The organism is Fictibacillus sp. Mic-4, assembly GCF_049843615.1.
GTDB classification, from domain to species: Bacteria; Bacillota; Bacilli; order Bacillales; family Fictibacillaceae; genus Fictibacillus_A; species Fictibacillus_A gelatini.
The window spans coordinates 25,152-46,303 of sequence record NZ_JBBHZM010000025.1 but is presented as its reverse complement, the minus strand read 5'-3'; the positions used below and the strand labels follow the sequence as shown (position 1 = coordinate 46,303).

The following is a 21,152-nucleotide window of genomic DNA, read 5'->3' as shown; positions in this document are numbered from 1 at the left end:
TGTTCTCCCCATCCCCCCTTCCACAACGTTCCTGGTTCTGATGGTGGTGACCGAGCACCAGAAAGGTAGGTGAAATAATGAGAGAATTTGATGATTTTGAGGATGATGAATTTGAAGAAGAGGATGACGAGTTCATCGAAACTATCCTGATCTTCGAGAACGAAGTCTGCGACTTCTGTAAGGAAGAAAAGGAAGCCGTTCATCCGTTTTTTGGACAAAAAATCTGTGATGAATGTTACACAAATCTAAGGAGGGAGGACTAATGATGATCGAACACCCAATGATCACACAGATCGAGCGTACCGGTTATCCGGCCGATATGGTTGAACAGTCGGAGCATTTCGGAATCGATTACTATGGAAACGAAATCGTTTCTGGCGATGACGTAGTCGAGGATAAAGAAGCCGGCGAATTGATCTTGAAAGATGACCTAGAAAGGTATCTCGAAGAAGTCTACGGTTTCAAATTTTTTACTGCGGAGTAGGGAGGGAAGTTCGGTGACACGCGAAGAAAAACGGGCCATCCGGTTGCAAATCTGCCGGCTGCTTGATGAAGAAAGGAGAAATCCTTTTGTAAACAACAGCCAGAAGATAGAGGCTCTTAGGAAAAAACTTGAGAACAACAAGATTGAATTTACATCAACAGTTGGCATCAAAACTGGCAAATGGACGCAGGAAGAAATTTTTTATCTCATGAACCATGCTGGCAAAGTTGATTTTCAAAGAATTGCTGACAAGCTATGTCGCACCAAAGCAGCTGTAACATCGAAGTATCACGAAATGAAAAAACGCCACCTGGCAGGGTGACGGTTCAGAAAAGCACTTGTCAAATATTCTTATCACCATTGTATGGGATTTAACCAAAAATTTCAACGGGAGGTTAAAATGAACGCTTCTGTTTTCGCACTTACAAGTGATATGGATCGTAACGAATGGCTCAAGGCTAGAAAAAAGGGAATCGGCGGTAGTGACGCCGCCGCAATCCTAGGCTTAAATAAATGGAAATCACCAGTGGCCGTTTATCTTGATAAGATTGGACAGGCTCCGCAGGAAGAGGAAACAAGCGAGGCCGCATATTGGGGAAACATCCATGAAGAAACGGTTGCAAAGGAATTTTCAAAGCGTACTGGATTAAAAGTTCGTCGTAGGAATGCCATTCTCCAACATCCTGAATATCCCTGGATGCTCGCTAACGTTGACCGTTTGATTGTTGGGGAAAAGGCCGGTCTTGAATGTAAAACGGCCTCTGAATACCTGAAAGACGAATGGAAAGATGATGAAATCCCTGCTTCTTATCTGATTCAATGCCAGCATTATATGGCCGTAACAGGCTACGAGGCGTGGTGGATCGCCGTTTTAATCGGGGGCAACAAGTTTGTTTACAAGAAGATTGAACGCGATGAGGAAATCATACAGGTTCTGATCGAAGAGGAAAAGAATTTCTGGCTCAATCACGTTGAAAAAGAAATTCCGCCAATGTTTGACGGTTCGGATGCTTCTTCCGATTTGTTAAAAGCACTATACCCGGAAGCAAAACCAGAGACAGAAATCGAGTTGCCACCGAACGCGGAAACTCTCGTTACAGCCTTAGACCAGGTTAGCAACGAACTGAAAGAATTAGAAGCCCGCAAGAAAGAATACGAGAACCAATTGAAAGCGATGATGGGCGATAACGAAAAGGCCTATGCCGGCGAACGGACCATCACATGGAAATCCATCTTTAGCAATCGTTTTGACAGCAAACGTTTTGCTAAAGATCACCCGGAACTGTATCAGCAGTACTTGAATCAATCTTCATACCGCCGATTTGCGGTGAAATAAGGAGGAATCATAGTTGGCTACAAATCAACAACTCAAGAACCAATTGGCCAATCGAAAGAACGGGGGTAATGCTCCTGCAGCTTCCCCGGCCCAAACGATTGCAGCTTACCTTAAGAAGATGGCGCCTGAAATTGAAAAGGCGCTGCCTTCCCACATGAATCCTGATCGACTTGCACGAATTGCCCTTACAACATTCAGAACAACTCCAAAGCTTATGGAATGTTCGGTTCCATCATTAATGGGAGCCGTCATGCAAGCAGCGCAACTGGGACTAGAGCCCGGTTTAATCGGACACTGTTACATTATCCCTTACGGTAGGGAAGCTACTTTTATCATCGGCTACAAAGGAATGATCGACCTAGCTCGGAGATCCGGCCAGATTCAAAATATTTACGCTCATGCAGTTTATGAAAATGATGAATTTGACCATGAGTTAGGACTCGAGCCGAAACTTAAGCACAAGCCAGCTGATGGTGACCGAGGGAATTTTAAAGGGGCATATGCTGTAGCTCACTTTAAAGATGGCGGTTATCAATTCGAGTACATGCCAAAGAGTGAGATCGAGAAGCGTAGGAATCGTTCAGCTGCAGCTAAATCAAAACATAGCCCGTGGCATACCGATTATGAGGAAATGGCAAAGAAAACCGTTATCCGGCATATGTGGAAGTACTTGCCCATTTCGGTCGAGATACAGCAGCAAGCCGCCCAGGATGAAGTTGTTAGAAAAGACATCACTGCGGATCCGGAACCGGTTGAAATCATCGATGTAACTCCTCCTTTTGAAGAAGAGGAGAAGGAAGGAAATCTCAAAAAAGCGCCAAAAGAGTGGTTTGACGAGAACAAATCAAAGGAAGAAACAACACCGCCGCCAAACGATATCGGTGAGCCGGATCCAACAGATGAAGAGCTCAACAATCTTTTTAATCAAGGATGAGAAAGACAATAGCGTACCCGATCGGCATTCCCTCTCTCTACTGGGAGATCGCCGATCGGAATCCCAAATTGTTTAAGCAATATGTATTTGCTTATTTGAAAAGAAATCATCCCGGTTTTAAGCCACAACGTGTCAAGAAGGGAAAATATATCGTTTGTGTGAGGGAGGATAACGCGGAATGAAGAACGGTAAACGGCCAACAAAACGTCAGAAAGAGCATATAAAGGCAATGGGGCTTAATCCAGAAAACTGGCTTATCATCAAGAATCTACATAATGAAATGCATTTGGTTCATCGTGAGACGGGTTCGAAACGTATTGTTCCGGCTTAATTTAGGAGGGTGATATTTTGCAGGGGTACATCAAAGATTACCGCAAGGAGCTCGGAAGTGACATATGGATGATGCCCCCTCTTTATCACCGGGTTTGGCAATATCTCAAGTATAAGGTCAATCATCAAGAAAATAAAATTCCAATGCGTGATGGAACGTTTTTGACCATTAAAGCTGGACAACATTTAACTTCTGTCAGGGATATTGCGAAAGACGTTGGGTGGTACGAGGGGGTGAAATGGAAAGAACCAAACCCAAAGACCATTTCCACTATTTTAAACTGGTTAGAAAATCAATCGATGATCACCATAAATCGTGGTAAGGGTAACAGGCAATACACACTAATAACCTTGCTAAATTGGGATTTGTACCAATCAAAAGATGTTGAGGGTAACAGTAAAGAAACAGATAGGGAACACCACGTGGATATAAACAAGAATGATAAAGAATGTCTTAAGAATGAAAAAGATGTTGTTGTTGATAAGATGCCGCCACAGCCAGAAGAACATTATGACGATGTGGATTTAATTGCCAAATATTTCATGGAAGTACGCGGGAAACCCGGCAAGGCTCCGAAGGTCTCCGACTACCAGAATATTAAAGCTGTCCTATCAGCTGGTGTTCCAATTGAAGAGGTTTTGCGCGGTGTAGACCAAGCGTTTCACGATTTTAAACCTCAATACCCGGGCGATGAAATCACGTCATTTGGTTATTGCAAGAAAATTATCTTAGGCAACTTTTACAATAACAAAGCAAAGGAGGAGGTTAAGCGTGACCAAAAGATTCTCCGGTATCCAGGACGTTCTGGCAGACCTCCAAAAAAAAGCAGCGATTCAATTACAGGCGGCCAAGTCGGCCGACTCGGGAAGAGAAAGCCAGAATTATAACTGCCCGAATTGTAGAGATAAGGGCTTCGTCATTAAAAACATTCCTGATCTTGATGAAAACGGGAACCAGAAGACCTGGCCAAACGGCTTGCCAAAATTCATAGAAACGCTGATAGATTGCGAGTGTTACCGCAAAAGACAATCTGCGCATTTGATGAAATTCAGTGAGATAACAGAGGAATTTCAAAAAATGACCTTCTCTAACTTTATCCTTGAGGGCAAACATGAGCTTATTCATGAGGCCTATCAATGCGCAATTGACTATTACAAAGACTATGACTCGATTAAAGACAATCGTTGTAATAGCATATGTCTTCTCGGTCAGCCGGGATCAGGGAAAACACATCTGCTAACGGCTCTTTCCAACAATTTGATACACAAAAAACAAGTGAGCGTACTGTATTTCCCTTTCGTCGAAGGGTTCAATGATCTGAAAAATGATTTCGACCGTTTAGAGGAAAAGCTTACGAAAATGAAACGTGTCGATGTCCTGTTCATTGACGATCTTTTCAAGACAGGGGCTACAAAATTTGAGATTCAGCAAATGTATGCAGTCATCAACCACCGATATTTGAATCATAAGCCGATTATGGTCTCATCCGAATTGAATGTGGACATGCTATGCGACATCGATGAGGCGCTCGGTACCCGTATTTATCAGATGAGCAAAGATTATACGGTTGTCCTTGAAGGTGACAGGAAGTTATTAAACTATCGATTGGCATAGGGGGGATTATGAATGCCAGACATAAAGAAACTCGGCTGCGGAATGTATCTTTTCCAACCTGAAACGGATCCTCAAAAGGCCGCAAAAGCTGCTAGAGAGTTCGACAAATGGGTTCAAGAGTATTTCGCTGAATTCCCGGAAGACATTGAGGAAACGGCTTAATGAGAGAAGCCAAGACAATCACCGAACTTGAAAAAACGTACTTAACTCGACCTAAAACGTATATCGCCTGCGAGGATATGGATTTCGGTTGGTCCGAACAAGAGGTGCTTGACTTTGACGAAATGTGGCAAGATGGCTGCTCTCTTGAATTTATCGCCAAGCGATTTGATAGGGACATTGATGAAGTAGCCCTTTTGCTAATCGATCGAGCAAGGAAACGGAAGTGCAAGCCACGAAAACACGGCATATATTAGCCGAATGGGGGTCAATACCATGAATTGGAGGGTGTACGAGCAAAACATAAAAAACCGCATCGCAGAAGCAGAAATTGAGCTCAAAGAACTTAGGAAGAAGGTTGCCAATTGCGAACTGCGTTTGAAACTGGCTAACGAAGAAAAAGAAGCCTTCGACAAAGCTTTTGAGGAAATAGCGGCAAGGGGTGGATGGCATGGAACTTGCTAATTCTCCAGGTCTACTCCGCCGGGCGGTTGAGGGGCGGAAGAAAATGCTTATTCGGGAGCTTATCACATGTGGGATATTCGAACATCCAGACGGCAGGCAGCTCTATGAATTAACGCTCACTGAGCTCGAGGACGAATTTCGCTTTTTGAATTTGAAACGAGAAGGGGATGTGGTGTTTTGAGAGAGATTAAGTTTCGTGTTTTTGACAAGACATTCAATAGAATGCGTCTGGTAGGCACAGACACTCACGATTCGCTTTATTGTTTCTCCAACGGGACAGTACAATATTACAATTTGCAAAATGGTGAAGGAAGCGGAGAAGATGGCGATTACATTCTTATGCAATACACCGGACTGCACGACAAGAACGGCAAAGAGATTTATGAAGGTGACATCATAAAACGGGAGTTCGAAATCGGTCGCGACATCATCGATCCCGTTTCATTAGGCTTTGTCGATCGCGAGATTGAAGAATCAGGATATTTTATCGGAGTCGTTTGTTACCGTCCGTCAGAAGGTTTTATTTTGAACAAGTGCAAGAAATACGATGATGAAGGGAAACTTCAATCAAAGAGAAGTGGTGTAAAAATCCATCATCAATATGCGGAAGTGATCGGCAACATTTACGAACACCCTCACCTACTGGAAGGAGGGGATGCCGAATGAAGGCAGGAAAAGAACTCGATGCACTGATCGCTGAAAAGGTGATGGGGTGGAAGGTTGCCTATTATCCAACAATCGATATTTTCGAGGCATATGACGAAGAGAGGAATCCGATCATACTTGGCAAACATTTTTCCCCTTCCACCAATATTTCTGATGCTTGGCTTGTGGTTGAATGGTTAGAAAGTAACATCGGCGGTATTAGTCTTGAGTCACATTGTGATGAGAGGAGATACAGTTTCCGCGTTTTTAACGGTACGCATTGGATAGTAGCACGAGCAGAAACTGCCCCACTCGCCATTTGCTTGGCCGCCTTGAAATGTGTGGAGGGAGGGAACGCCAATGAATGACGTAGAAGAACGCGCAAGAGAAATACAAAATAATGTTTTGGAAATTATTGATGTATTGCAGAATTTGGAGTCTAAAGTGGAACGATTGCAGAAGGAAAATGAGCTACTACAAAGATTTTACAACTATTTTTACTATCTGTATGGAACTGGCTTAGAGGTTGTTAACAGGCATAAAAACGGGAACCCGGAATCATTTGACAATTTATTTGATGCAGCGGAACAGGGAATGGAGGAATCTGAATGACTGATAAATTGCAGGAATTTAAAAGCATCCTTTTTGACGGAAACTGCAATAATCTTTCATTACTTCTTGGAATTGGTATTGATCTGGTCAGTGAAGTGGAACGGCTACTAGATGAAGAAGATCCATATTTCATATCTAAATGTTTCGACTTGGAAAATCAACTTCAACAATCCCAACACGAAGCCGAAACCGCCAAAGAGTTTGTCTACCAAATGATTGAGGATAAACGACTTTTGCAACAGGAGATTGATAGTTTGCAAGAAGAACTTGACAAATTTAAAAATAGTTATCTTGCCGCTTACAGCCAATTGGTCGGCATCAAAAAACAGTACATCCAAACAAGCAACAAACTGAGGCAGCAAAGAGAAGTTACACAGAAGCTTGAAGAAAAGCTCCAGAAGAAACGGAAGGGGGAGACGGTGTGAAGGAGATTCCATTGTCACAAGGTAAAGTTGCTTTGGTTGATGATGAGGATTTTGAAAAATTGAATTGTTTTAAATGGCACTACGCTCTTGGTTATGCGAGAAGAAATATAAGGCTATCTAACGGAAAAAGGAAAATTATTTTTATGCACAGGGTTATCGCTAATACACCAGATGATATGGTGACTGACCATATTAATGGCAACACCTTAGACAATAGAAAAATTAATTTAAGGAATGTGACAAAAATACAAAACACCTGGAACGCTAGAAAAACAGCTTCCGCTAAATCGAATTTTAAAGGTGTTCAATATCATAAACGTACAGAGGATATCTTTGGCAAGTGGAAAGCCAGGATTCAAGTGAACAAAAGAACCATAAATTTAGGTTATTTTCATAGTGAGATTCAAGCAGCTCTTGCATATAACAAGGCGGCAGAAAAATACCACGGTGAATTTGCAGTTTTAAATGAGGTGAAATCTATGAATTTTGCAGAATATCAATCAATGGCAGAAAGAACAGTCCCTAAAGAAAAATGGTTCAACACAAAAGTTTCAAATTTTTGCATGGGGCTTGCTGGAGAAACAGGGGAAGTAGTTGATTACCTTAAAAAGGTAATATACCACGAGCACGAATTGGATATCGAAAAGATAAAAGAGGAATTAGGTGACGTCCTTTGGTATGTTTCAAATTTAGCAACAACCATGAACATTGATTTAGATGATTTAGCCAAAAAGAACATCGAAAAACTTAAAAAACGTTACCCTGAGGGCTTTAGCGAAGATGCAAGCCGAAATAGGGTGATTTAATGAAATGGAGGACTACTGATGTCTCAAGGAAATCGAGGAATGGCCTTTGAAATGCTGCTCAATCTGAATAACCAGCTTTATGCAACCAAAAAGATCGCGCTGATCAACAAACGCCCCACTCCCGTTAAAGTCTTAAAAAGCAAAGGAACTAAGGTCTTAAACGGTTTTTACGAATCTAAAAGTACGGTCGATTACGACGGGGTGTACCAGGGCCGGGCAATAGCTTTTGAAGCAAAATCGGTTGGCATTGATCGATTTGATTTGAAAAACCTTCATCAGCATCAGATAGACTATCTCGAAAAAGTGGAGAGCATGGGCGGAGTGGCTTTTGTTCTCATAGAGTTTAGGCAGTCAAGGCAAGTGTATTTTGTTCCTTTTTCAACAATTCAGCATTATGTATATCATGCTGCACACGGTGGCCGGAAAAGCATTCCGAAAGAGGATTTCGATGTTTATGCATACGAGGTGCCGAACGATCGGGTTCCGTTGGATTTTTTATCAGTAGTTGATCTTATATTGGGGTGTTCAGATGAAAAACGCATTTCAGTTAGATAAAGATAAAGTAATTATTTTTATAAAAAGGAAGGGAGAGTTATTAGAAACTGTAATTTCTGTTCAAGATTTTATAAAAGTTGATGATCATGAAGGTTACTGGTATGCATGGTGGAGCGATAAAACAAAAAGTTTTTATGTAAAGAGAAACTTGCCTAAAGGAAAAAGTGGACCTGTTTTTCTTCATAGACTCATTATGGATGATCCCAAAGGATTTCATGTCGATCATATAGACCATAACACCTTGAATAATACGAGAAGTAATTTGAGGATTTTAACGCATGCTCAAAATCAGCAAAACAGAAAAGGAGCAAGAATCGAATCTAGAAGTGGTATAAGAGGAGTAGGTTGGCATAAACAAAAAAATAAATGGCGGGCACGGGTAACGGTTAACGGAAGGGAACATCATATCGGTCTCTTTGAAAATATAGATGATGCTGAGAAAGCAGTAAAAGAAGCCAGAAAGAAACTAACGCCTTTTTCTGTAAATTAGTAGAGTGGACAAGCTGATCGGCAAAGATATGGCAGTATGAGCAGCACAATAAAAGTCAGGCATAAATACTTTTGCCTTTTTGAAAATGTTGATGAAGATGAAATAATTTACGTTCATTATGAGGATTTAGACGGTTATATCCACTACGAATATTGGGATGATTTAACAAGACAGATTTATAAAATGACAAAAACTCAATTGCTTAACGAATATAAACGGTTTTCGTAATTCGCTAAGCAAAGACTAAGGAGGATTCTCATGAACGAGGTAAAGGTTTATTATCTTTCGCCAGAGGAACTTGAACATTATCGCTCGTTGCCGCCGCAGAAGGGGCTGAACCTGGAAGGTGCAAACTTTATGAACAGCGTTGACACCGCGCTTCAGTCGTGGGCGAAACGACAAAAAATTATTCGGGGCCCACAAAGGAAAACAGATTGGACTTGGCCAAAGGCGAGGAAGTTATGAGCCAATTAGACATTTTCGATATTCTTGACGGAAACCCAAAGGTCTTTTTCAAGTACGGCGCAATGTATGCTCGGGTGATTGATGGGATACAGCCGGTTCCCGTTGAATTAGGTGACGGTACACTTTATCCAGGGGAATTTGTTTCAAAACTCGGGGATAAGAAAAGAACCAGTTTCGAGATGTCGGAAGGATATTTTCTTCGGTATTGTGGAATGGTTGATAATCTTCTTTTGTTCAGTGTGAATGATGCCGTTTCTGATTTTTATTACGCCTTTCATTACATTGATCGGAACACACTGGTTGTCGGATCGCATAGAGGTGTAAGGGATATACGGATTTCGAAGCTAGAGAAGGTTGAATTTGCACAATAAAAAAAGCCGGATCGTCTCCGGCTCTCCCTAAATTAATTGTATCACACTAGGGGGCGGTACCGGTGAATTTAAATTTAGAGAAAATGACTACTGAGATAAGCTTATTGGAAAATTGCATTTTGGTTGTAAAGGATGGATATGTCACAAAAATAAATGCTCCTTCGTCAGGACATGGCAAACAGACAGCTATTTGGAGAGATGGGAGGGTGATCGATGTCTTGATGGAAGAAAGGGTAAGGATTGAATAAAAAAATAATTTTAGCCTTTACCGAAGAACGGACGGGCACGAAAAGAGGACACAAAAGATGTCCTCCTTCGTGTCCTTTTTATTTTGCTGATATATTAGGGGGTCACTATACATATTCGTGTAGCTGGACCCGTCGCAGGGGGTGTTGATGTGAAAACATTGAAAGATCAATTAAAACAGTGGAAAAAGAAAAACATGGCGCTAAAACGAAGGAAACAGCAACCAGAAGAGGGCGAACGGTTTTGGGCTGAAATGATGGGGGTTCGCCGGCCTACATACAAAAGGCACAAAGGTGCTTTTAGACAAAAGTAAATTAAGGAGGGCCTCTGATGCAAGATTTGATCAATGAATATAAAGAAACTTTGCATATGGTTAGAAAAGCTCAAGAAACCACAAATAAAGAGGATAAAGCTATTCTCAGAAGCATGGCGAGTGATCTTGAATATGCTCTTCAATGGATGCGCTCCGGGCGCTGTCCAGGTAATAAACGAGGAATAGAAAGACGGGCTGCCTATCAGCGTGAGAAATCGATTAATCCATTAGTTATGCAGAAATTTTTCCGTAGTACTGAAGATGTTTATGAATGGGATGATCATTTAAAAGAAGATAAGATCTCTGATTGGGATCGAGAACGTATTGAGGATGCTCTTTCTGTTCTTACAGATCGGGAGAGGGAAATTTATTTGATGAAGAGAGGTCATTGTTTTTCTTATGAAGAAATTGCAGCGTATTTATGCATTTCAAAGGGGACTGTCCAGAAAAATATTGAACGTGCTGAAAAGAAAATATCTGAACGGGTTAAACAAAGTCTCTTCTGCTTGTGCGGTTGAGGCTTTTTTGTCTTACGATTGCCATCTATATATGAAAAGTGGAAAGCTGGGAAAATAATATCCCAGCAGGAAGAAGTAGTATTTTACAGAATTAATAAGTATATTCCACAACAAAGTCTGGGTCGTTTTGCCAAAAGTAACTTACAACAGGTTTCCCCTGTGCCACATCGTCCATGTCTGCTGAAAGTGGCTGTGAATTAATATCTGTTCCTGTTGCATTAATTACTCTAGAACCAGTAGGTAGGACACTGATAAACCGAACCTGACTACCTGCTGGCATATTAAATCCTTTAAAAGGGACTGCGGCATATAAGAAGAACGACCCCGTTTGGCTGTTAGGAAAAACAGAATACTCATAACTAACCCGGTAGAAGTAATCTGTACCGATTTGTTGAGGATTGATTTTAGTTAGGTATCTCCTTACCAAACCTAGCATTGCGTCTTCTGATGTTTCACGATCTCGATTCGGATCAGCAGATTCTTGTGCGAAATCGCTTAAAGCTTCATTTACATAAGACTCAGGCATCGGTGCTAAATTAACCTTACTCAACTTAAGCATTTCCAGTAAATCTTTTGGGATTTTTTCCATTTCAGGAACTAATAAAAGATCATTTTCCGTGATTGGTTGGTCTAATTGGAAAATAGCCTCAACCCTTGCAATATCATAAGGTTGTCCATGTCTTGAGGTTGGTATAACAGTAATTAGGGTTTCTTGATTGTGACAAGTATACAATAAATTTTCCGCCTTTCTTCTTTTTCTCTTTGTTTACTACTTCTTCCATAATTGTGTTTTCGACATAAAATATCATAATCCTTTTTGACACGACATTATTTGTGGTGTTTTTTATTTGTTGCTTATAGGTAATGACGGCGGACTAAGAATTGGAATTGGAGTGATTTGTAGTGGCGAAAAATCAATTTATTTCAACAGAAAACTTTGCAAAGGTAAGATACTCAGAAATCCCCTTTCATGAAACAAGTCATTCTCAAGCTCACTGGGCTTTGATGTATTTATTAAAAAATTCATATGTAAAAATGAATGCCTATAATGAAATAGAAGTCCAAAAACTTATTAAATGCTTAAAAATTTTAAAGCTTAAAGTGACAATAAAACAAAATTATTATCCGAAAAACTCAATACAGGCTGACAAAGAAGTGGGTATTTACGAGTTTATGTTGGATAATTTTGTTGATGATAGAATAGACGGGTACTTGCCGCCGTCCAAATCAACGAAAGAATTAGCGCCTAAACAGTAGGTGTTTTTATTTTGCCGTCTTTATCTATAAGGAGTAAATAATTTAACGGTTTTCTCTAAAGAAAGTAAACAAAAAATAAACTTAATTGCAGGATATTATCCTTTTTTGGCGAAAAATGTATGCCGAAAGGGGGGATTAATTTATGAAATGCGGACACTGTGGTGCAGAATTAACTGAGTTGGAAAAAAGGTACGCTTTGGAAATTTCACATATTGAAGGTATTCGGATTTTGTGTGATAAGTGTACTTTCATGGAAGATGAAGAAGATGTAATTTTACAGTGAAGGATTTTTCCTCTTTTTGGCGAATTGTGTAGATGGGAAGGAGGGGGTGAGAATATAATGGATAAATTTCTATTTGGTAAAATACTCGGAGAAATATACCGCATTCAAAATAGAAATGGATATTGTCCTGTTTCCGAAGGGCGAATTTATGGATTGCTTAATGGTATAGAAACTGCAATCGACGAGGAAATATCCGACTTAGATCCTATCACTAAAGAAGAATTAAGAGCAGCTGCAGATATTTTAAATAAATATTGGAAAGATCCAGCTGACTTGAAGGAAGTAACTGGGTACTATGATTTAGAAGATGAATTTGAGGCAGCCGGATTAGATAGAGGAAAGATGATAAAAATATTAACTTATTTTAATTCAAATAGGCAGTTTACCGAATTAATATCTAAATTTGATAGTAGCAACTCTCCTACTGAATGTAGAACTTTTGAGCTATATGATTATAATAAATAAATTAAATTTGTAAAGCGCACACATATGTGGTGTGCTTTTTCTTATGCTCAAAACAAATAAAGAGCCGGAGGTGGGTGAAATGTAGTGCCACGAAAACGCGATCCAAAACGAGATGAAGCCTTTGAGATATTCAAAAAATATAATGGCGATATTACAAATCGATCAATCGCCGAGCAATTAAGTGTTCCTGAAAAAACAATTGGTGCCTGGAAATCAAAAGATAAATGGAATGAAAAATTAAACGGAGTACTACCTAAAAAAATACGGAGTACTCCAAATAAAAAGGTTACGAAAAAGGCACGTTCTCCATATATTAAAGAGCCTGTTGTGGAATCGGATAAATTGACCGAGAAACAAAGGCTTTTTTGTTTGTATTATGTGAAATCCTTTAATGCTACACAATCGGCCATTAAAGCTGGGTACGCTGCTGATAGTGCTCATGTAACAGGAAGTCAGTTATTAAGAAATCCTAAGGTTTCAAATGAAATCAAACGTATTAAAGGAGCAATGACCAATGAACTCTTCCTAGATGCTATGGACGTGCTTCAAAAGTGGGTGAAGATTGCTTTTGCTGACATTACTGATTATGTAATTTTCGGCAAAAGGGAAGTTCCGGTTATTGGTATGTATGGCCCGGTTAAAGACGAGAATGACGAACAAGTTTATCAAGAAGTCAATTATGTCGATTTTAAGGATTCATCAATGATAGACGGAACAATTATAACCGAGGTTAAACAAGGGAAAGACGGCGTTTCCATCAAACTTGCTGACAAAATGAAAGCTCTTGAAATGCTTTCCAAATACTTCGATTTATTCCCGGATCAGTTTAAGCGTAAGATTGAGGAAGAAAAACTTTCCCTCATGAAAACTAAGGTAAATGGGTCCGATGAGGAAGTTGGTGACGATGGATTTATGGATGCCTTAAAAAGTGAAGTAGCCGAGGTGTGGAACGATGGCGAAACTACTTAAGAAACTTTCCGCGCCTTTTAAATTTAAGCCATTTTCCCTAAAGCAAAAGAAAGTTCTAACCTGGTGGATGCCCGGGTCGCCGCATGCTGATAAAGATGCCATTATCTGTGACGGATCTGTACGTGCGGGGAAAACCGTCGTAATGTCCTTGTCTTTCGTTATGTGGGCGATGGAGACGTTTGACGGCGAGAACTTTGGGATGTCCGGAAAGACGATCGGTGCCCTACGCCGTAATGTCGTCGGCCCCTTAAAAAAGATGCTGAAAACCCGAGGGTACAAAGTTAAAGATCACCGAGCCGACAATCTTCTTTCTATAAGTCGTAATGGGAATACCAATTATTTTTATTTATTCGGTGGTAAGGATGAAAGTTCTCAGGATTTAATCCAAGGGATAACGCTTGCCGGCATGTTTTTTGATGAAGCTGCCTTAATGCCGCAATCGTTCGTCAATCAGGCAACTGCCCGTTGTTCTGTAGATGGTGCAAAGCTATGGTTCAACTGCAATCCAGCAGGGCCGTATCATTGGTTTAAGCTCGAATGGCTCGATAGATTAGAGGAAAAGAACGCGCTGCACCTTCATTTTACGATGGATGATAACCTATCCCTTTCCGAGAAGGTTAAGCAACGCTATTACAGGATGTATTCGGGTGTATTCTTTAAGCGTTATATTCTGGGGCTGTGGGTGCTTGCGGAAGGTATTATTTATGACATGTTTGATAAAGACAAGCATGTTGTTGAGACGGAAGATAGACCGTATTCCAAATATTACGTTAGTATAGACTACGGTACACAAAACCCGACAACCTTTGGTTTGTGGGGGCTTTTTGATGGCGTCTGGTATAAGGTCAAAGAATATCACTACGATGGCCGGCAGAAAAGCAAACAAAAAACCGACCAGGAATATTTAGAGGATCTTCAAGAATTTGTTCAAGGCTTGAGTGATATAAAGGGAATTATCGTGGATCCGTCCGCTGCTTCCTTTATTGCCTTGTTGAAGAAAAATCATTTTAGGGTAATTAAAGCTAAAAACGATGTCATTGATGGGATCCGGAACGTAGCAACAGCGCTGAATGATGGAAAAATCAAATATAACGATTGTTGTAAAGAAACGTTCCGTGAATTTTCTTCTTATATTTGGGATGAAAAGGCGGCCGAACGCGGTGAGGATAAGCCGGTTAAGCAGAACGATCACCAGATGGACAGTGACCGTTATTTTGTGAACACTGTGCTATCAGGTAAAAACAAAGCCCGCGCAGTGCCATCACTTTACTAGGAGGTGATAAATTGAAACGATCGACTATCCAATTAGAAGTAAAAGGTTCCATTCCCGATGTTATAAAAAAAGTTTTAGCCTGGCATAAGCCGCATCGTGACAAGATGATCGGTCTTTTCAACCGTTACGACGGTGAAGGCATCCCTATTCAAAGCCGAGTCATTAAGGATCCGAAGAAGCCGAATAATAAATTGGTTCATGATTACCGAGGTTATATCATCGACCAGGTCGTAGGGTATTTGTTCGGAAAGCCCATTGGCTATCAGATTGATAAACGCGATTACACTGATGCTCAATTTAAAGTTTTCAAGAACAAGCTGTCCGATTTCACTGTATTAAATGCAGTCGATGACCTGGACGGCGAACTCGGAAAGTTAATGAGCATTTGCGGTTATGCTTCCCGCCTTTTGTATATCGATACCGACGGCAACGAACGAATCATGAACGTCTTTCCGTGGGAATCCGTCTTTATCGAAAACAAGGGGGTCGTCACCAATGCAATTCGATATTACACCATTAAAAATGAGAAAGATGAGGACATTATCAAGGTAGAGTGGTATGACATTAGAAATGTCATGTTCTACATTCAAAATGGTGATGAGTTTGTCCCAGACACAAGCGAAAAAGACGGACCACATTTATTCGATAACGTTCCCCTTATTCTTTTTCCTAACAATGATGAGGAAAAAGGGGACTTCGAAAAGACCGAAACGCTGATCGATGCCTATGACAAGATTATGAGCGATTCTGTAAACGAAATTGAAACATTTGCAAATGCTTATATGAAATTTAAAGGGGCCGACGTGGATGCGGAAGTGATTGAAAATGCAAAGCAAACAGGGGCTTTCGAAGTTGACGAAAATGGTGATGTTGATTTCATTACAAAAAACATCAATGACACTTTTGTAGAAAACAACAAGAAAACACTTAACGAGAACATTCATAAATTTTCTTCTTCTGTTGACATGACCGATGAAAAATTTAGTGGTGGCAGCCAATCTGGTGAGAGTAGAAAGTGGAAGATGCTTTCTCTTGAGAACAAAGCCGGCAAAAAGGCGCTCAAGTTTAGTAAAGGCCTTCGCCAACAATTCAAAGTATTGTGCAGTGCCTGGGCCCGCAAAAATATCCCTTTGAATTATCTCGATATTTTTTGGGAGTTCAAGCGTAACGTGCCGATTGACCTTCTTTACATCGGTGACTATTCGCAAAAAATGAAAGGAATCCATTCAGATCGCACGTTACTGTCGCAAATTCCTTATATCGACGATGTGGATTATGAAATGGATTTAATGCAGCAGGAAAAGGAAGAAAGCATTAATTTAGATCATTTCATGAATGATCGTATTCCAAACGAAAGAAACAACAATCCTAATGAACAACAAAATGAAGAAGGAGATCAAGTAATAAATGGCTGATATTGTTACTTTAAATAGCAATTCCGTTTCCACCATGATTCATAAGCTCACAGAATTATATCATGATGGGCAGATTGAGGGATTAGTATTGGGCGTGAAGCTGAATAATGGCGAATTTATTTGTGGATTCACGAATACGATCAGCTTTCTTGAAAAATTAGGCTTATCACAGGCGATTATTAATGACATTCAATATGCAGTATACAATGATTAGCTACTCATCATGAGGGGCTTTTTTTATTGCCTTTTTCCGTGTTGCAGGCGCTATAAAGAACAACACGATAACAATTGAACTTTACAGGGGCTATACGGCAACTGTAGAGGGCAAGGAGGAATTTTCTAATGCTCAAAAATGATTTAAACCATATCCCGAAATTGTTTAAACCGAAGTACCGTTTTCCATTAAATCTTCAATATTTCGCGGAACCAGGAGATGGAGGTGGGGGGAATCCCCCGGCAGAAGGAGGTAATCCAACACCGCCAGAGCCGCCAAGTTCGCAAAATAACGCGTTGACTCTTGACGTTGTACAGGCTTTTGTCAACGAGAATCAAGACGCAAAAAAATGGTTGCAATCCCTTACGGACTCTCGTGTTACAGATGCTATTAAAACTTACGAAACAAAGACTCTTCCAAAAAAATTGGAGGAAGAGATTGCAAAGCGTTTTCCGCCGGAAACACCCGAACAAAAACAGATCAGAGAGATGCAACAGCAATTAGAGAAGATTCAACAGGAAAAAGTACGCGAATCGTTGCGTAACAAAGCGTTATCTGTGGCTACAGAAAAACAGTTGCCTACAAAACTTGTAGACTTTTTTATCGGTCAAGATGAGGACTCTACTGTTCAAAATCTCGGCTTGTTTGAAGAAGTGTTTTCTGCTGCTGTTCAACAGGCTGTGGAATCGAAATTTAAAGAGGGTGGCCGCAATCCGAACCCTCCATCGCCGCCGGGACAGCCATTAACAAAAGAAGCAATTGAAAAGATGACCCCAGAAGAAATCAATAAAAACTGGGAGCAAATTGAAAAATTCCTGCAAGGGAAACAATAGGATAAAACATAATAACTTTATCCCGACCGTTGTTTTTGCTATGTTCGCAAGGTACAATGGAGATATCAAAAAGGGGGTATCTGCATTGGATAAGCAAACATTAGAGCGGTTATACGCAGAACATGGTTCTGTGAGTGCGGTGGCGAGACATTTGAATTGTAGCATTTCAACGATGCGATATTGGTTCAAGAAACACGATATCGAAATCAGTAGGGGATATAAATCACCACGCAAGAAAAAGGTTGCTAAAGGCAGTGAACATTATAATTGGAAGGGCGGCACTTACATTCATTCGTGCGGGTACATCATGGAATACGCACCCGAACATCCTGCTTCTAAACCGGCAAAAGGGTACGTTCCGCAACACAGATTAGTGATGGAACGTCATATCGGCAGGTATCTAACTGAGGATGAGATTGTCCACCATAAAGATGAAAATAAGCAAAATAACGATATTTCTAATCTGGAAATTTTAGACAGAAGCACACACATCGCTCTGCATAAGAAAACAGTGAAACGCGATAAAAGAGGCCGTTTCATGAAAACGAGCGAAGGATAACTCGAACTACTTATTTAGAAAGGGGAAAAGAAACATGAGTTTACAATCATTTATACCTACGATTTGGAGCGCCCGTTTATTACAAGCTTTACAAAAATCGCTTGTTTATGGGCAGCCGACCATTATTAACAGGGATTACGAAGGGGGAATTCGAAATGCAGGAGATACAGTTAAGATCAATACTGTGGGCGATGTGACTATTGGGGATTACACAAAAAACACGAATATGAGTGATCCTGAAACGTTGACCGATGCAACACGCACGCTTCAAATCACACAGTCGAAGTATTTCAACTTCCAGGTAGATGACATTGATAAAGCTCAGCAAAATCCGAAAGTGATGGGGCAGGCAATGCAGAACGCGGCTTACGCCCTACGCAATGCTGCCGATCAATTCATCGCAAGTCACTATGTGGATGCTTTGCATAAAATCGGTGACGATACGACTCCTGTTCAGCCAGCAAAAACGGATGCTTACGAATATCTTGTTGATTTGTCCGTGAAATTAGATGAGGCCAATGTGCCTGAAGAAGGCCGATTCGTTATCGTTCCTCCTTGGTATGAAGGACTAATGTTGAAAGATGATCGATTCGTAAAAGCTGGAAACCTCCCATCCGACGCCCGCCTATTAAATGGTCAGATCGGTCGTGCAGCTGGCTTTGACGTACTGAAATCAAACAATGTGCCTAAAGTAACCGGTGCCAACGAAAACTTCAAAATTATTGCTGGCCATAATATTGCCTGGTCTTATGCAGAACAAATTAACCAGGTCGAAGCATATCGCCCTGAAAAGCGCTTTGCTGATGCGTTAAAAGGCCTCCATCTCTATGGAGCGAAGGTTGTACGGCCAGAAGCATTAGCGGTATTGAGCGCGAAACGTCCGGCATAATCCAGAGGGTAAAATTAGCCCTCTTTTTATTTTTGTTTATGAGGAGGTGTAGAGATATGTGGGTTAAAAACACAGAGACTGGTCATGTCTGGCTGGTAGATGAAGAACATGGTAAACGCTTATTAAAGCAAGATTATTACGAGGAAGTAGAGGCGCCGAAAGCAGCAGCCAAAAAGAAAAGTGATGTAGATGAAAAATCTAAATAAGTCGGCCGAAGAAATTGAAAGGATCGTCAATAAAAGAGTAAAGGGTTCTGAACGTACTATCGCTATGCAATATGCTGTCACGCTTAATGAGATCCGGCAGGCCCTTGCGAAACTTTATGAGAAGTACGAAACAGGCGGCGTTTTAACCTATTCGGAAATGGCGAAATATGATCGTCTCACGAAGTTTATGAGGGAAATTGATAGACTGCTAGGGTCTCGTTATAAACAACTGAAATCCCTAATATATGACGTTTTGGGTGAGTCGTATTTAGACGGTTATTATCTCACTGCATGGGCAGTTGAAACCGACACTCTCAGCAAACTTGCCTATTCTGCTGTTTCTGCTGATGTCATCACCGCAATGATCGAGAACCCGATTTCCGGATTGACACTTAGCGAAAGGCTTGAAAGGAATCGCTCCTTGATTGTTTATACCATCAGGCAGGAGATCACGCAGGGACTTGTTAAAGGCGAAAGTTATAAATCTATGGCTACTCGTCTAAAAGGAGCTCTCGAAGGCGACGCTACCAAAGCAATGAGAATCGTCAGGACTGAGGCTCACCGGGTCAAGGAATCAAGCAAACTCGATTCGGCCATTCACGCAAACAATAATGGCGTAATCATGATGAAAGAATGGAACAGCATGCAGGATGAGCGTGTTAGGCCCGGACGTGGCATTGGAAAGAAGGATGCTAAAGGTAGTGCCGATCATCGTATGCTGAACGGCAAAAAGATTCCAGTTGAGCAGAATTTCAAGGGTAAACTCGGAGAGGGACCGGCTCCGGGGAAGTTTGGGATAGCTAGCGAGGATATCAACTGCCGGTGCTTCCTTACTTATTCCGTAGAAAAGGTCACGAAGCCCGATTCCAAGGAACTTGAAAGTATGACGTTTGAAGATTGGAAGAAAGAGAGGCTGAAAAATGGCTAAGATGAGTATTAACGTACAGGATTTGGACATATTCAAAAATCTTGTTGGCGGTCTCATTGAAATCTTAAAAGATGAACGTATTCCTTTTTCAATAAGAGAGGAATATCTTGAAAAAATGATGCCTAATCTCGGACTTGAATGCGAGAGGTGAAATCAATGGAACTAGATGAACTGAAAACGCGGCTTAAAATATCTTTGTCTGATACTTCCCAAGATGCCTTTTTATCCGTTGCTTTAGAAGATGCCATCGACTACACCAAAACGTTTTGCCGCCAAGATTTTTTAGATGAGAATGGAAACATGGCTCTTCCATCCGGAGTGAAGCAGGCTATTACTAAGTTGGTTAAAGCATACCAGGAAAACAGTAACGTTGCTTCCCAGTCACTCGGCGATATGAGCAAATCGTTTTTCGAAGGCGGCACCATGAACGAGGTTCACCGCCTATTAAAGCCGTATAGAAAGGTGCGGTTCCTATGAGAAGAAAAACCGGCGTGACCATAAAAGATACCAACAATATGGACCAACTCACTCGGAATCTGGAAAGGCTCAACAAAAAGCGAATCAAGGTTGGTGTGTTCGGCTCTGACGATTCTGAAATAGTGATGATTGCCCGGGTTCATGAGTTTGGAACGACGATCAAACCGAAAAACGGCCAGTTCTTGACCGTTCCTGTCAGCCCAAAGGCAAAAGGAAAGCGTGCATCCGACTTCCCTGATTTGTTCCGGCCAGCTGGCACCAATGTCCTTGCGATCCCTAAGGGCAAAAATGATTTCGAGGTTCTTTTCGTTCTCTTGAAGTCCGTCACTATTCCGGAACGGTCTTTTTTGCGCTCCGGATATGACGAAAATATTGACTATATTTCAAAAAAAATAGAGTCGATGATCGACGATGTAATTTCTGGCGGAATCGATCCAGATGTTTTCGCTAATATGATTGGCATGGAATTTGCTGGTCTCATTCAGAAGAAGTTGCGCTCAATTTCGGAACCGCCGAATAGTGCTGCTACACAAGCTGTAAAAGGTTCATCAAATCCGTTAATGGATACAGGACATTTAGTAGGCTCAATTCGCCATCAAGTGGATTAGAGGTGGT

General features: G+C 41.0%; 40 protein-coding genes. 39 read left to right on the top strand and 1 reads right to left on the bottom strand.

What is annotated here, in order from left to right; translation table 11 throughout:
- Nucleotides 1-77 precede the first annotated feature (77 nt).
- The 25 genes from WD019_RS15450 (at nt 78) to WD019_RS15330 (ending at nt 10,769) form a co-directional block, all read left to right on the top strand.
- On the top strand, nt 78-263 hold the full coding sequence (locus WD019_RS15450; RefSeq protein ID WP_425712060.1) for a hypothetical protein: 186 nt from the start codon (nt 78-80) through the stop codon (nt 261-263).
- Nucleotides 263-484: a YqaI family protein gene (locus tag WD019_RS15445; protein WP_425712059.1), complete on the top strand. Its 222-nt coding sequence runs from the start codon at nt 263-265 to the stop codon at nt 482-484. Before WD019_RS15450 ends, WD019_RS15445 begins: the two co-directional genes overlap by 1 nt.
- A 13-nt stretch (nt 485-497) precedes the next feature.
- The gene (locus WD019_RS15440; RefSeq protein ID WP_425712058.1) at nt 498-806 is read left to right on the top strand and encodes a hypothetical protein; all 309 of its coding nucleotides are present in this window, start codon (nt 498-500) and stop codon (nt 804-806) included.
- 78 nt (nt 807-884) lie between these two features.
- Entirely contained in the window at nt 885-1,820 is a 936-nt protein-coding gene (locus tag WD019_RS15435) for a YqaJ viral recombinase family protein (protein WP_425712057.1), read from the top strand.
- A gap of 13 nt (nt 1,821-1,833) precedes the next feature.
- Nucleotides 1,834-2,754, top strand: coding sequence for a recombination protein RecT (gene recT, locus WD019_RS15430; protein WP_425712056.1), 921 nt, complete (start codon nt 1,834-1,836; stop codon nt 2,752-2,754).
- A gap of 178 nt (nt 2,755-2,932) precedes the next feature.
- Nucleotides 2,933-3,085 carry a DUF6906 family protein gene (locus tag WD019_RS15425; protein ID WP_425712055.1) on the top strand — a complete coding sequence of 51 codons (153 nt, stop codon included), beginning with the start codon at nt 2,933-2,935 and terminating at the stop codon, nt 3,083-3,085.
- Nucleotides 3,086-3,153: 68 nt separating this feature from the next.
- Nucleotides 3,154-3,972, top strand: a complete 819-nt coding sequence (locus WD019_RS15420; protein WP_425712054.1) for a hypothetical protein — start codon at nt 3,154-3,156, stop codon at nt 3,970-3,972.
- Nucleotides 3,857-4,699 (top strand): ATP-binding protein, encoded by an 843-nt coding sequence (locus tag WD019_RS15415; RefSeq protein ID WP_425712053.1) that lies wholly within the window; start codon nt 3,857-3,859, stop codon nt 4,697-4,699. The genes WD019_RS15420 and WD019_RS15415 overlap by 116 nt, the downstream gene beginning before the upstream one ends.
- 12 nt (nt 4,700-4,711) lie before the next feature.
- A complete protein-coding gene (locus WD019_RS15410) occupies nt 4,712-4,861 on the top strand; it encodes a hypothetical protein (RefSeq protein WP_425712052.1) in 150 nt (49 codons plus the stop codon).
- Nucleotides 4,861-5,115 (top strand): hypothetical protein, encoded by a 255-nt coding sequence (locus WD019_RS15405; protein WP_425712051.1) that lies wholly within the window; start codon nt 4,861-4,863, stop codon nt 5,113-5,115. The genes WD019_RS15410 and WD019_RS15405 overlap by 1 nt, the downstream gene beginning before the upstream one ends.
- Before the next feature lie 19 nt (nt 5,116-5,134).
- The gene (locus WD019_RS15400) at nt 5,135-5,323 is read left to right on the top strand and encodes a hypothetical protein (protein WP_425712050.1); all 189 of its coding nucleotides are present in this window, start codon (nt 5,135-5,137) and stop codon (nt 5,321-5,323) included.
- Nucleotides 5,310-5,504, top strand: a complete 195-nt coding sequence (locus tag WD019_RS15395) for a Fur-regulated basic protein FbpA (protein WP_425712049.1) — start codon at nt 5,310-5,312, stop codon at nt 5,502-5,504. Before WD019_RS15400 ends, WD019_RS15395 begins: the two co-directional genes overlap by 14 nt.
- Nucleotides 5,501-5,989, top strand: coding sequence for a YopX family protein (locus tag WD019_RS15390; RefSeq protein WP_425712048.1), 489 nt, complete (start codon nt 5,501-5,503; stop codon nt 5,987-5,989). Before WD019_RS15395 ends, WD019_RS15390 begins: the two co-directional genes overlap by 4 nt.
- Nucleotides 5,986-6,336, top strand: a complete 351-nt coding sequence (locus WD019_RS15385; protein ID WP_425712047.1) for a BC1872 family protein — start codon at nt 5,986-5,988, stop codon at nt 6,334-6,336. The genes WD019_RS15390 and WD019_RS15385 overlap by 4 nt, the downstream gene beginning before the upstream one ends.
- Entirely contained in the window at nt 6,329-6,580 is a 252-nt protein-coding gene (locus tag WD019_RS15380) for a hypothetical protein (protein ID WP_026678194.1), read from the top strand. Before WD019_RS15385 ends, WD019_RS15380 begins: the two co-directional genes overlap by 8 nt.
- On the top strand, nt 6,577-7,005 hold the full coding sequence (locus tag WD019_RS15375) for a hypothetical protein (RefSeq protein WP_425712046.1): 429 nt from the start codon (nt 6,577-6,579) through the stop codon (nt 7,003-7,005). The genes WD019_RS15380 and WD019_RS15375 overlap by 4 nt, the downstream gene beginning before the upstream one ends.
- Complete coding sequence (locus tag WD019_RS15370; protein WP_425712045.1) at nt 7,002-7,811, top strand: MazG nucleotide pyrophosphohydrolase domain-containing protein; 810 nt, start codon at nt 7,002-7,004, stop codon at nt 7,809-7,811. Before WD019_RS15375 ends, WD019_RS15370 begins: the two co-directional genes overlap by 4 nt.
- Nucleotides 7,812-7,829: 18 nt before the next feature.
- Nucleotides 7,830-8,366, top strand: a complete 537-nt coding sequence (locus WD019_RS15365) for a Holliday junction resolvase RecU (protein ID WP_425712044.1) — start codon at nt 7,830-7,832, stop codon at nt 8,364-8,366.
- Entirely contained in the window at nt 8,341-8,856 is a 516-nt protein-coding gene (locus WD019_RS15360) for an HNH endonuclease (protein WP_425712043.1), read from the top strand. Before WD019_RS15365 ends, WD019_RS15360 begins: the two co-directional genes overlap by 26 nt.
- Nucleotides 8,857-8,892: 36 nt before the next feature.
- On the top strand, nt 8,893-9,084 hold the full coding sequence (locus tag WD019_RS15355; protein WP_425712042.1) for a hypothetical protein: 192 nt from the start codon (nt 8,893-8,895) through the stop codon (nt 9,082-9,084).
- A gap of 30 nt (nt 9,085-9,114) precedes the next feature.
- Nucleotides 9,115-9,321, top strand: a complete 207-nt coding sequence (locus WD019_RS15350) for a hypothetical protein (RefSeq protein ID WP_425712041.1) — start codon at nt 9,115-9,117, stop codon at nt 9,319-9,321.
- On the top strand, nt 9,318-9,692 hold the full coding sequence (locus WD019_RS15345) for a hypothetical protein (protein WP_425712040.1): 375 nt from the start codon (nt 9,318-9,320) through the stop codon (nt 9,690-9,692). Before WD019_RS15350 ends, WD019_RS15345 begins: the two co-directional genes overlap by 4 nt.
- Nucleotides 9,693-9,754: 62 nt before the next feature.
- Nucleotides 9,755-9,940, top strand: coding sequence for a DUF3954 domain-containing protein (locus tag WD019_RS15340; RefSeq protein ID WP_425712039.1), 186 nt, complete (start codon nt 9,755-9,757; stop codon nt 9,938-9,940).
- Nucleotides 9,941-10,089: 149 nt separating this feature from the next.
- Nucleotides 10,090-10,251: a hypothetical protein gene (locus WD019_RS15335; RefSeq protein WP_425712038.1), complete on the top strand. Its 162-nt coding sequence runs from the start codon at nt 10,090-10,092 to the stop codon at nt 10,249-10,251.
- 17 nt (nt 10,252-10,268) lie between these two features.
- Nucleotides 10,269-10,769 (top strand): sigma-70 family RNA polymerase sigma factor, encoded by a 501-nt coding sequence (locus tag WD019_RS15330; protein WP_425712037.1) that lies wholly within the window; start codon nt 10,269-10,271, stop codon nt 10,767-10,769.
- 91 nt (nt 10,770-10,860) lie between these two features.
- On the opposite strand, the gene WD019_RS15325 is transcribed toward WD019_RS15330, so the two are convergent.
- The gene (locus tag WD019_RS15325) at nt 10,861-11,502 is read right to left on the bottom strand and encodes a hypothetical protein (protein WP_425712036.1); all 642 of its coding nucleotides are present in this window, start codon (nt 11,500-11,502) and stop codon (nt 10,861-10,863) included.
- 170 nt (nt 11,503-11,672) lie between these two features.
- Here WD019_RS15325 and WD019_RS15320 point away from each other — a divergent pair, with 170 nt between their 5' ends.
- The 14 genes from WD019_RS15320 (at nt 11,673) to WD019_RS15255 (ending at nt 21,145) form a co-directional block, all read left to right on the top strand.
- Nucleotides 11,673-12,026, top strand: a complete 354-nt coding sequence (locus tag WD019_RS15320; protein ID WP_425710538.1) for a hypothetical protein — start codon at nt 11,673-11,675, stop codon at nt 12,024-12,026.
- Between the two features lie 340 nt (nt 12,027-12,366).
- Entirely contained in the window at nt 12,367-12,774 is a 408-nt protein-coding gene (locus tag WD019_RS15315) for a hypothetical protein (RefSeq protein WP_425712035.1), read from the top strand.
- Nucleotides 12,775-12,858: 84 nt separating this feature from the next.
- Entirely contained in the window at nt 12,859-13,743 is an 885-nt protein-coding gene (locus WD019_RS15310; protein WP_425712034.1) for a terminase small subunit, read from the top strand.
- Nucleotides 13,727-15,016 (top strand): PBSX family phage terminase large subunit, encoded by a 1,290-nt coding sequence (locus tag WD019_RS15305; protein WP_425712033.1) that lies wholly within the window; start codon nt 13,727-13,729, stop codon nt 15,014-15,016. The genes WD019_RS15310 and WD019_RS15305 overlap by 17 nt, the downstream gene beginning before the upstream one ends.
- A gap of 11 nt (nt 15,017-15,027) precedes the next feature.
- On the top strand, nt 15,028-16,431 hold the full coding sequence (locus tag WD019_RS15300; protein WP_425712032.1) for a phage portal protein: 1,404 nt from the start codon (nt 15,028-15,030) through the stop codon (nt 16,429-16,431).
- Nucleotides 16,424-16,645, top strand: coding sequence for a hypothetical protein (locus WD019_RS15295; protein WP_425712031.1), 222 nt, complete (start codon nt 16,424-16,426; stop codon nt 16,643-16,645). The genes WD019_RS15300 and WD019_RS15295 overlap by 8 nt, the downstream gene beginning before the upstream one ends.
- Before the next feature lie 128 nt (nt 16,646-16,773).
- On the top strand, nt 16,774-17,478 hold the full coding sequence (locus tag WD019_RS15290) for a DUF4355 domain-containing protein (RefSeq protein WP_425712030.1): 705 nt from the start codon (nt 16,774-16,776) through the stop codon (nt 17,476-17,478).
- 85 nt (nt 17,479-17,563) lie between these two features.
- Entirely contained in the window at nt 17,564-18,037 is a 474-nt protein-coding gene (locus WD019_RS15285; RefSeq protein WP_425712029.1) for an HNH endonuclease, read from the top strand.
- Between the two features lie 34 nt (nt 18,038-18,071).
- Nucleotides 18,072-18,926 (top strand): phage capsid protein, encoded by an 855-nt coding sequence (locus WD019_RS15280; protein WP_425712028.1) that lies wholly within the window; start codon nt 18,072-18,074, stop codon nt 18,924-18,926.
- A 56-nt stretch (nt 18,927-18,982) separates the two neighbouring features.
- Complete coding sequence (locus WD019_RS15275; protein WP_425712027.1) at nt 18,983-19,132, top strand: DUF7302 family protein; 150 nt, start codon at nt 18,983-18,985, stop codon at nt 19,130-19,132.
- The gene (locus WD019_RS15270) at nt 19,116-20,060 is read left to right on the top strand and encodes a phage minor head protein (protein WP_425712026.1); all 945 of its coding nucleotides are present in this window, start codon (nt 19,116-19,118) and stop codon (nt 20,058-20,060) included. The genes WD019_RS15275 and WD019_RS15270 overlap by 17 nt, the downstream gene beginning before the upstream one ends.
- Nucleotides 20,053-20,211, top strand: coding sequence for a hypothetical protein (locus tag WD019_RS15265; protein WP_154657988.1), 159 nt, complete (start codon nt 20,053-20,055; stop codon nt 20,209-20,211). Before WD019_RS15270 ends, WD019_RS15265 begins: the two co-directional genes overlap by 8 nt.
- A gap of 5 nt (nt 20,212-20,216) precedes the next feature.
- The gene (locus WD019_RS15260) at nt 20,217-20,537 is read left to right on the top strand and encodes a head-tail connector protein (RefSeq protein WP_425712025.1); all 321 of its coding nucleotides are present in this window, start codon (nt 20,217-20,219) and stop codon (nt 20,535-20,537) included.
- The gene (locus tag WD019_RS15255; protein WP_425712024.1) at nt 20,534-21,145 is read left to right on the top strand and encodes a hypothetical protein; all 612 of its coding nucleotides are present in this window, start codon (nt 20,534-20,536) and stop codon (nt 21,143-21,145) included. Before WD019_RS15260 ends, WD019_RS15255 begins: the two co-directional genes overlap by 4 nt.
- Nucleotides 21,146-21,152 lie beyond the last annotated feature (7 nt).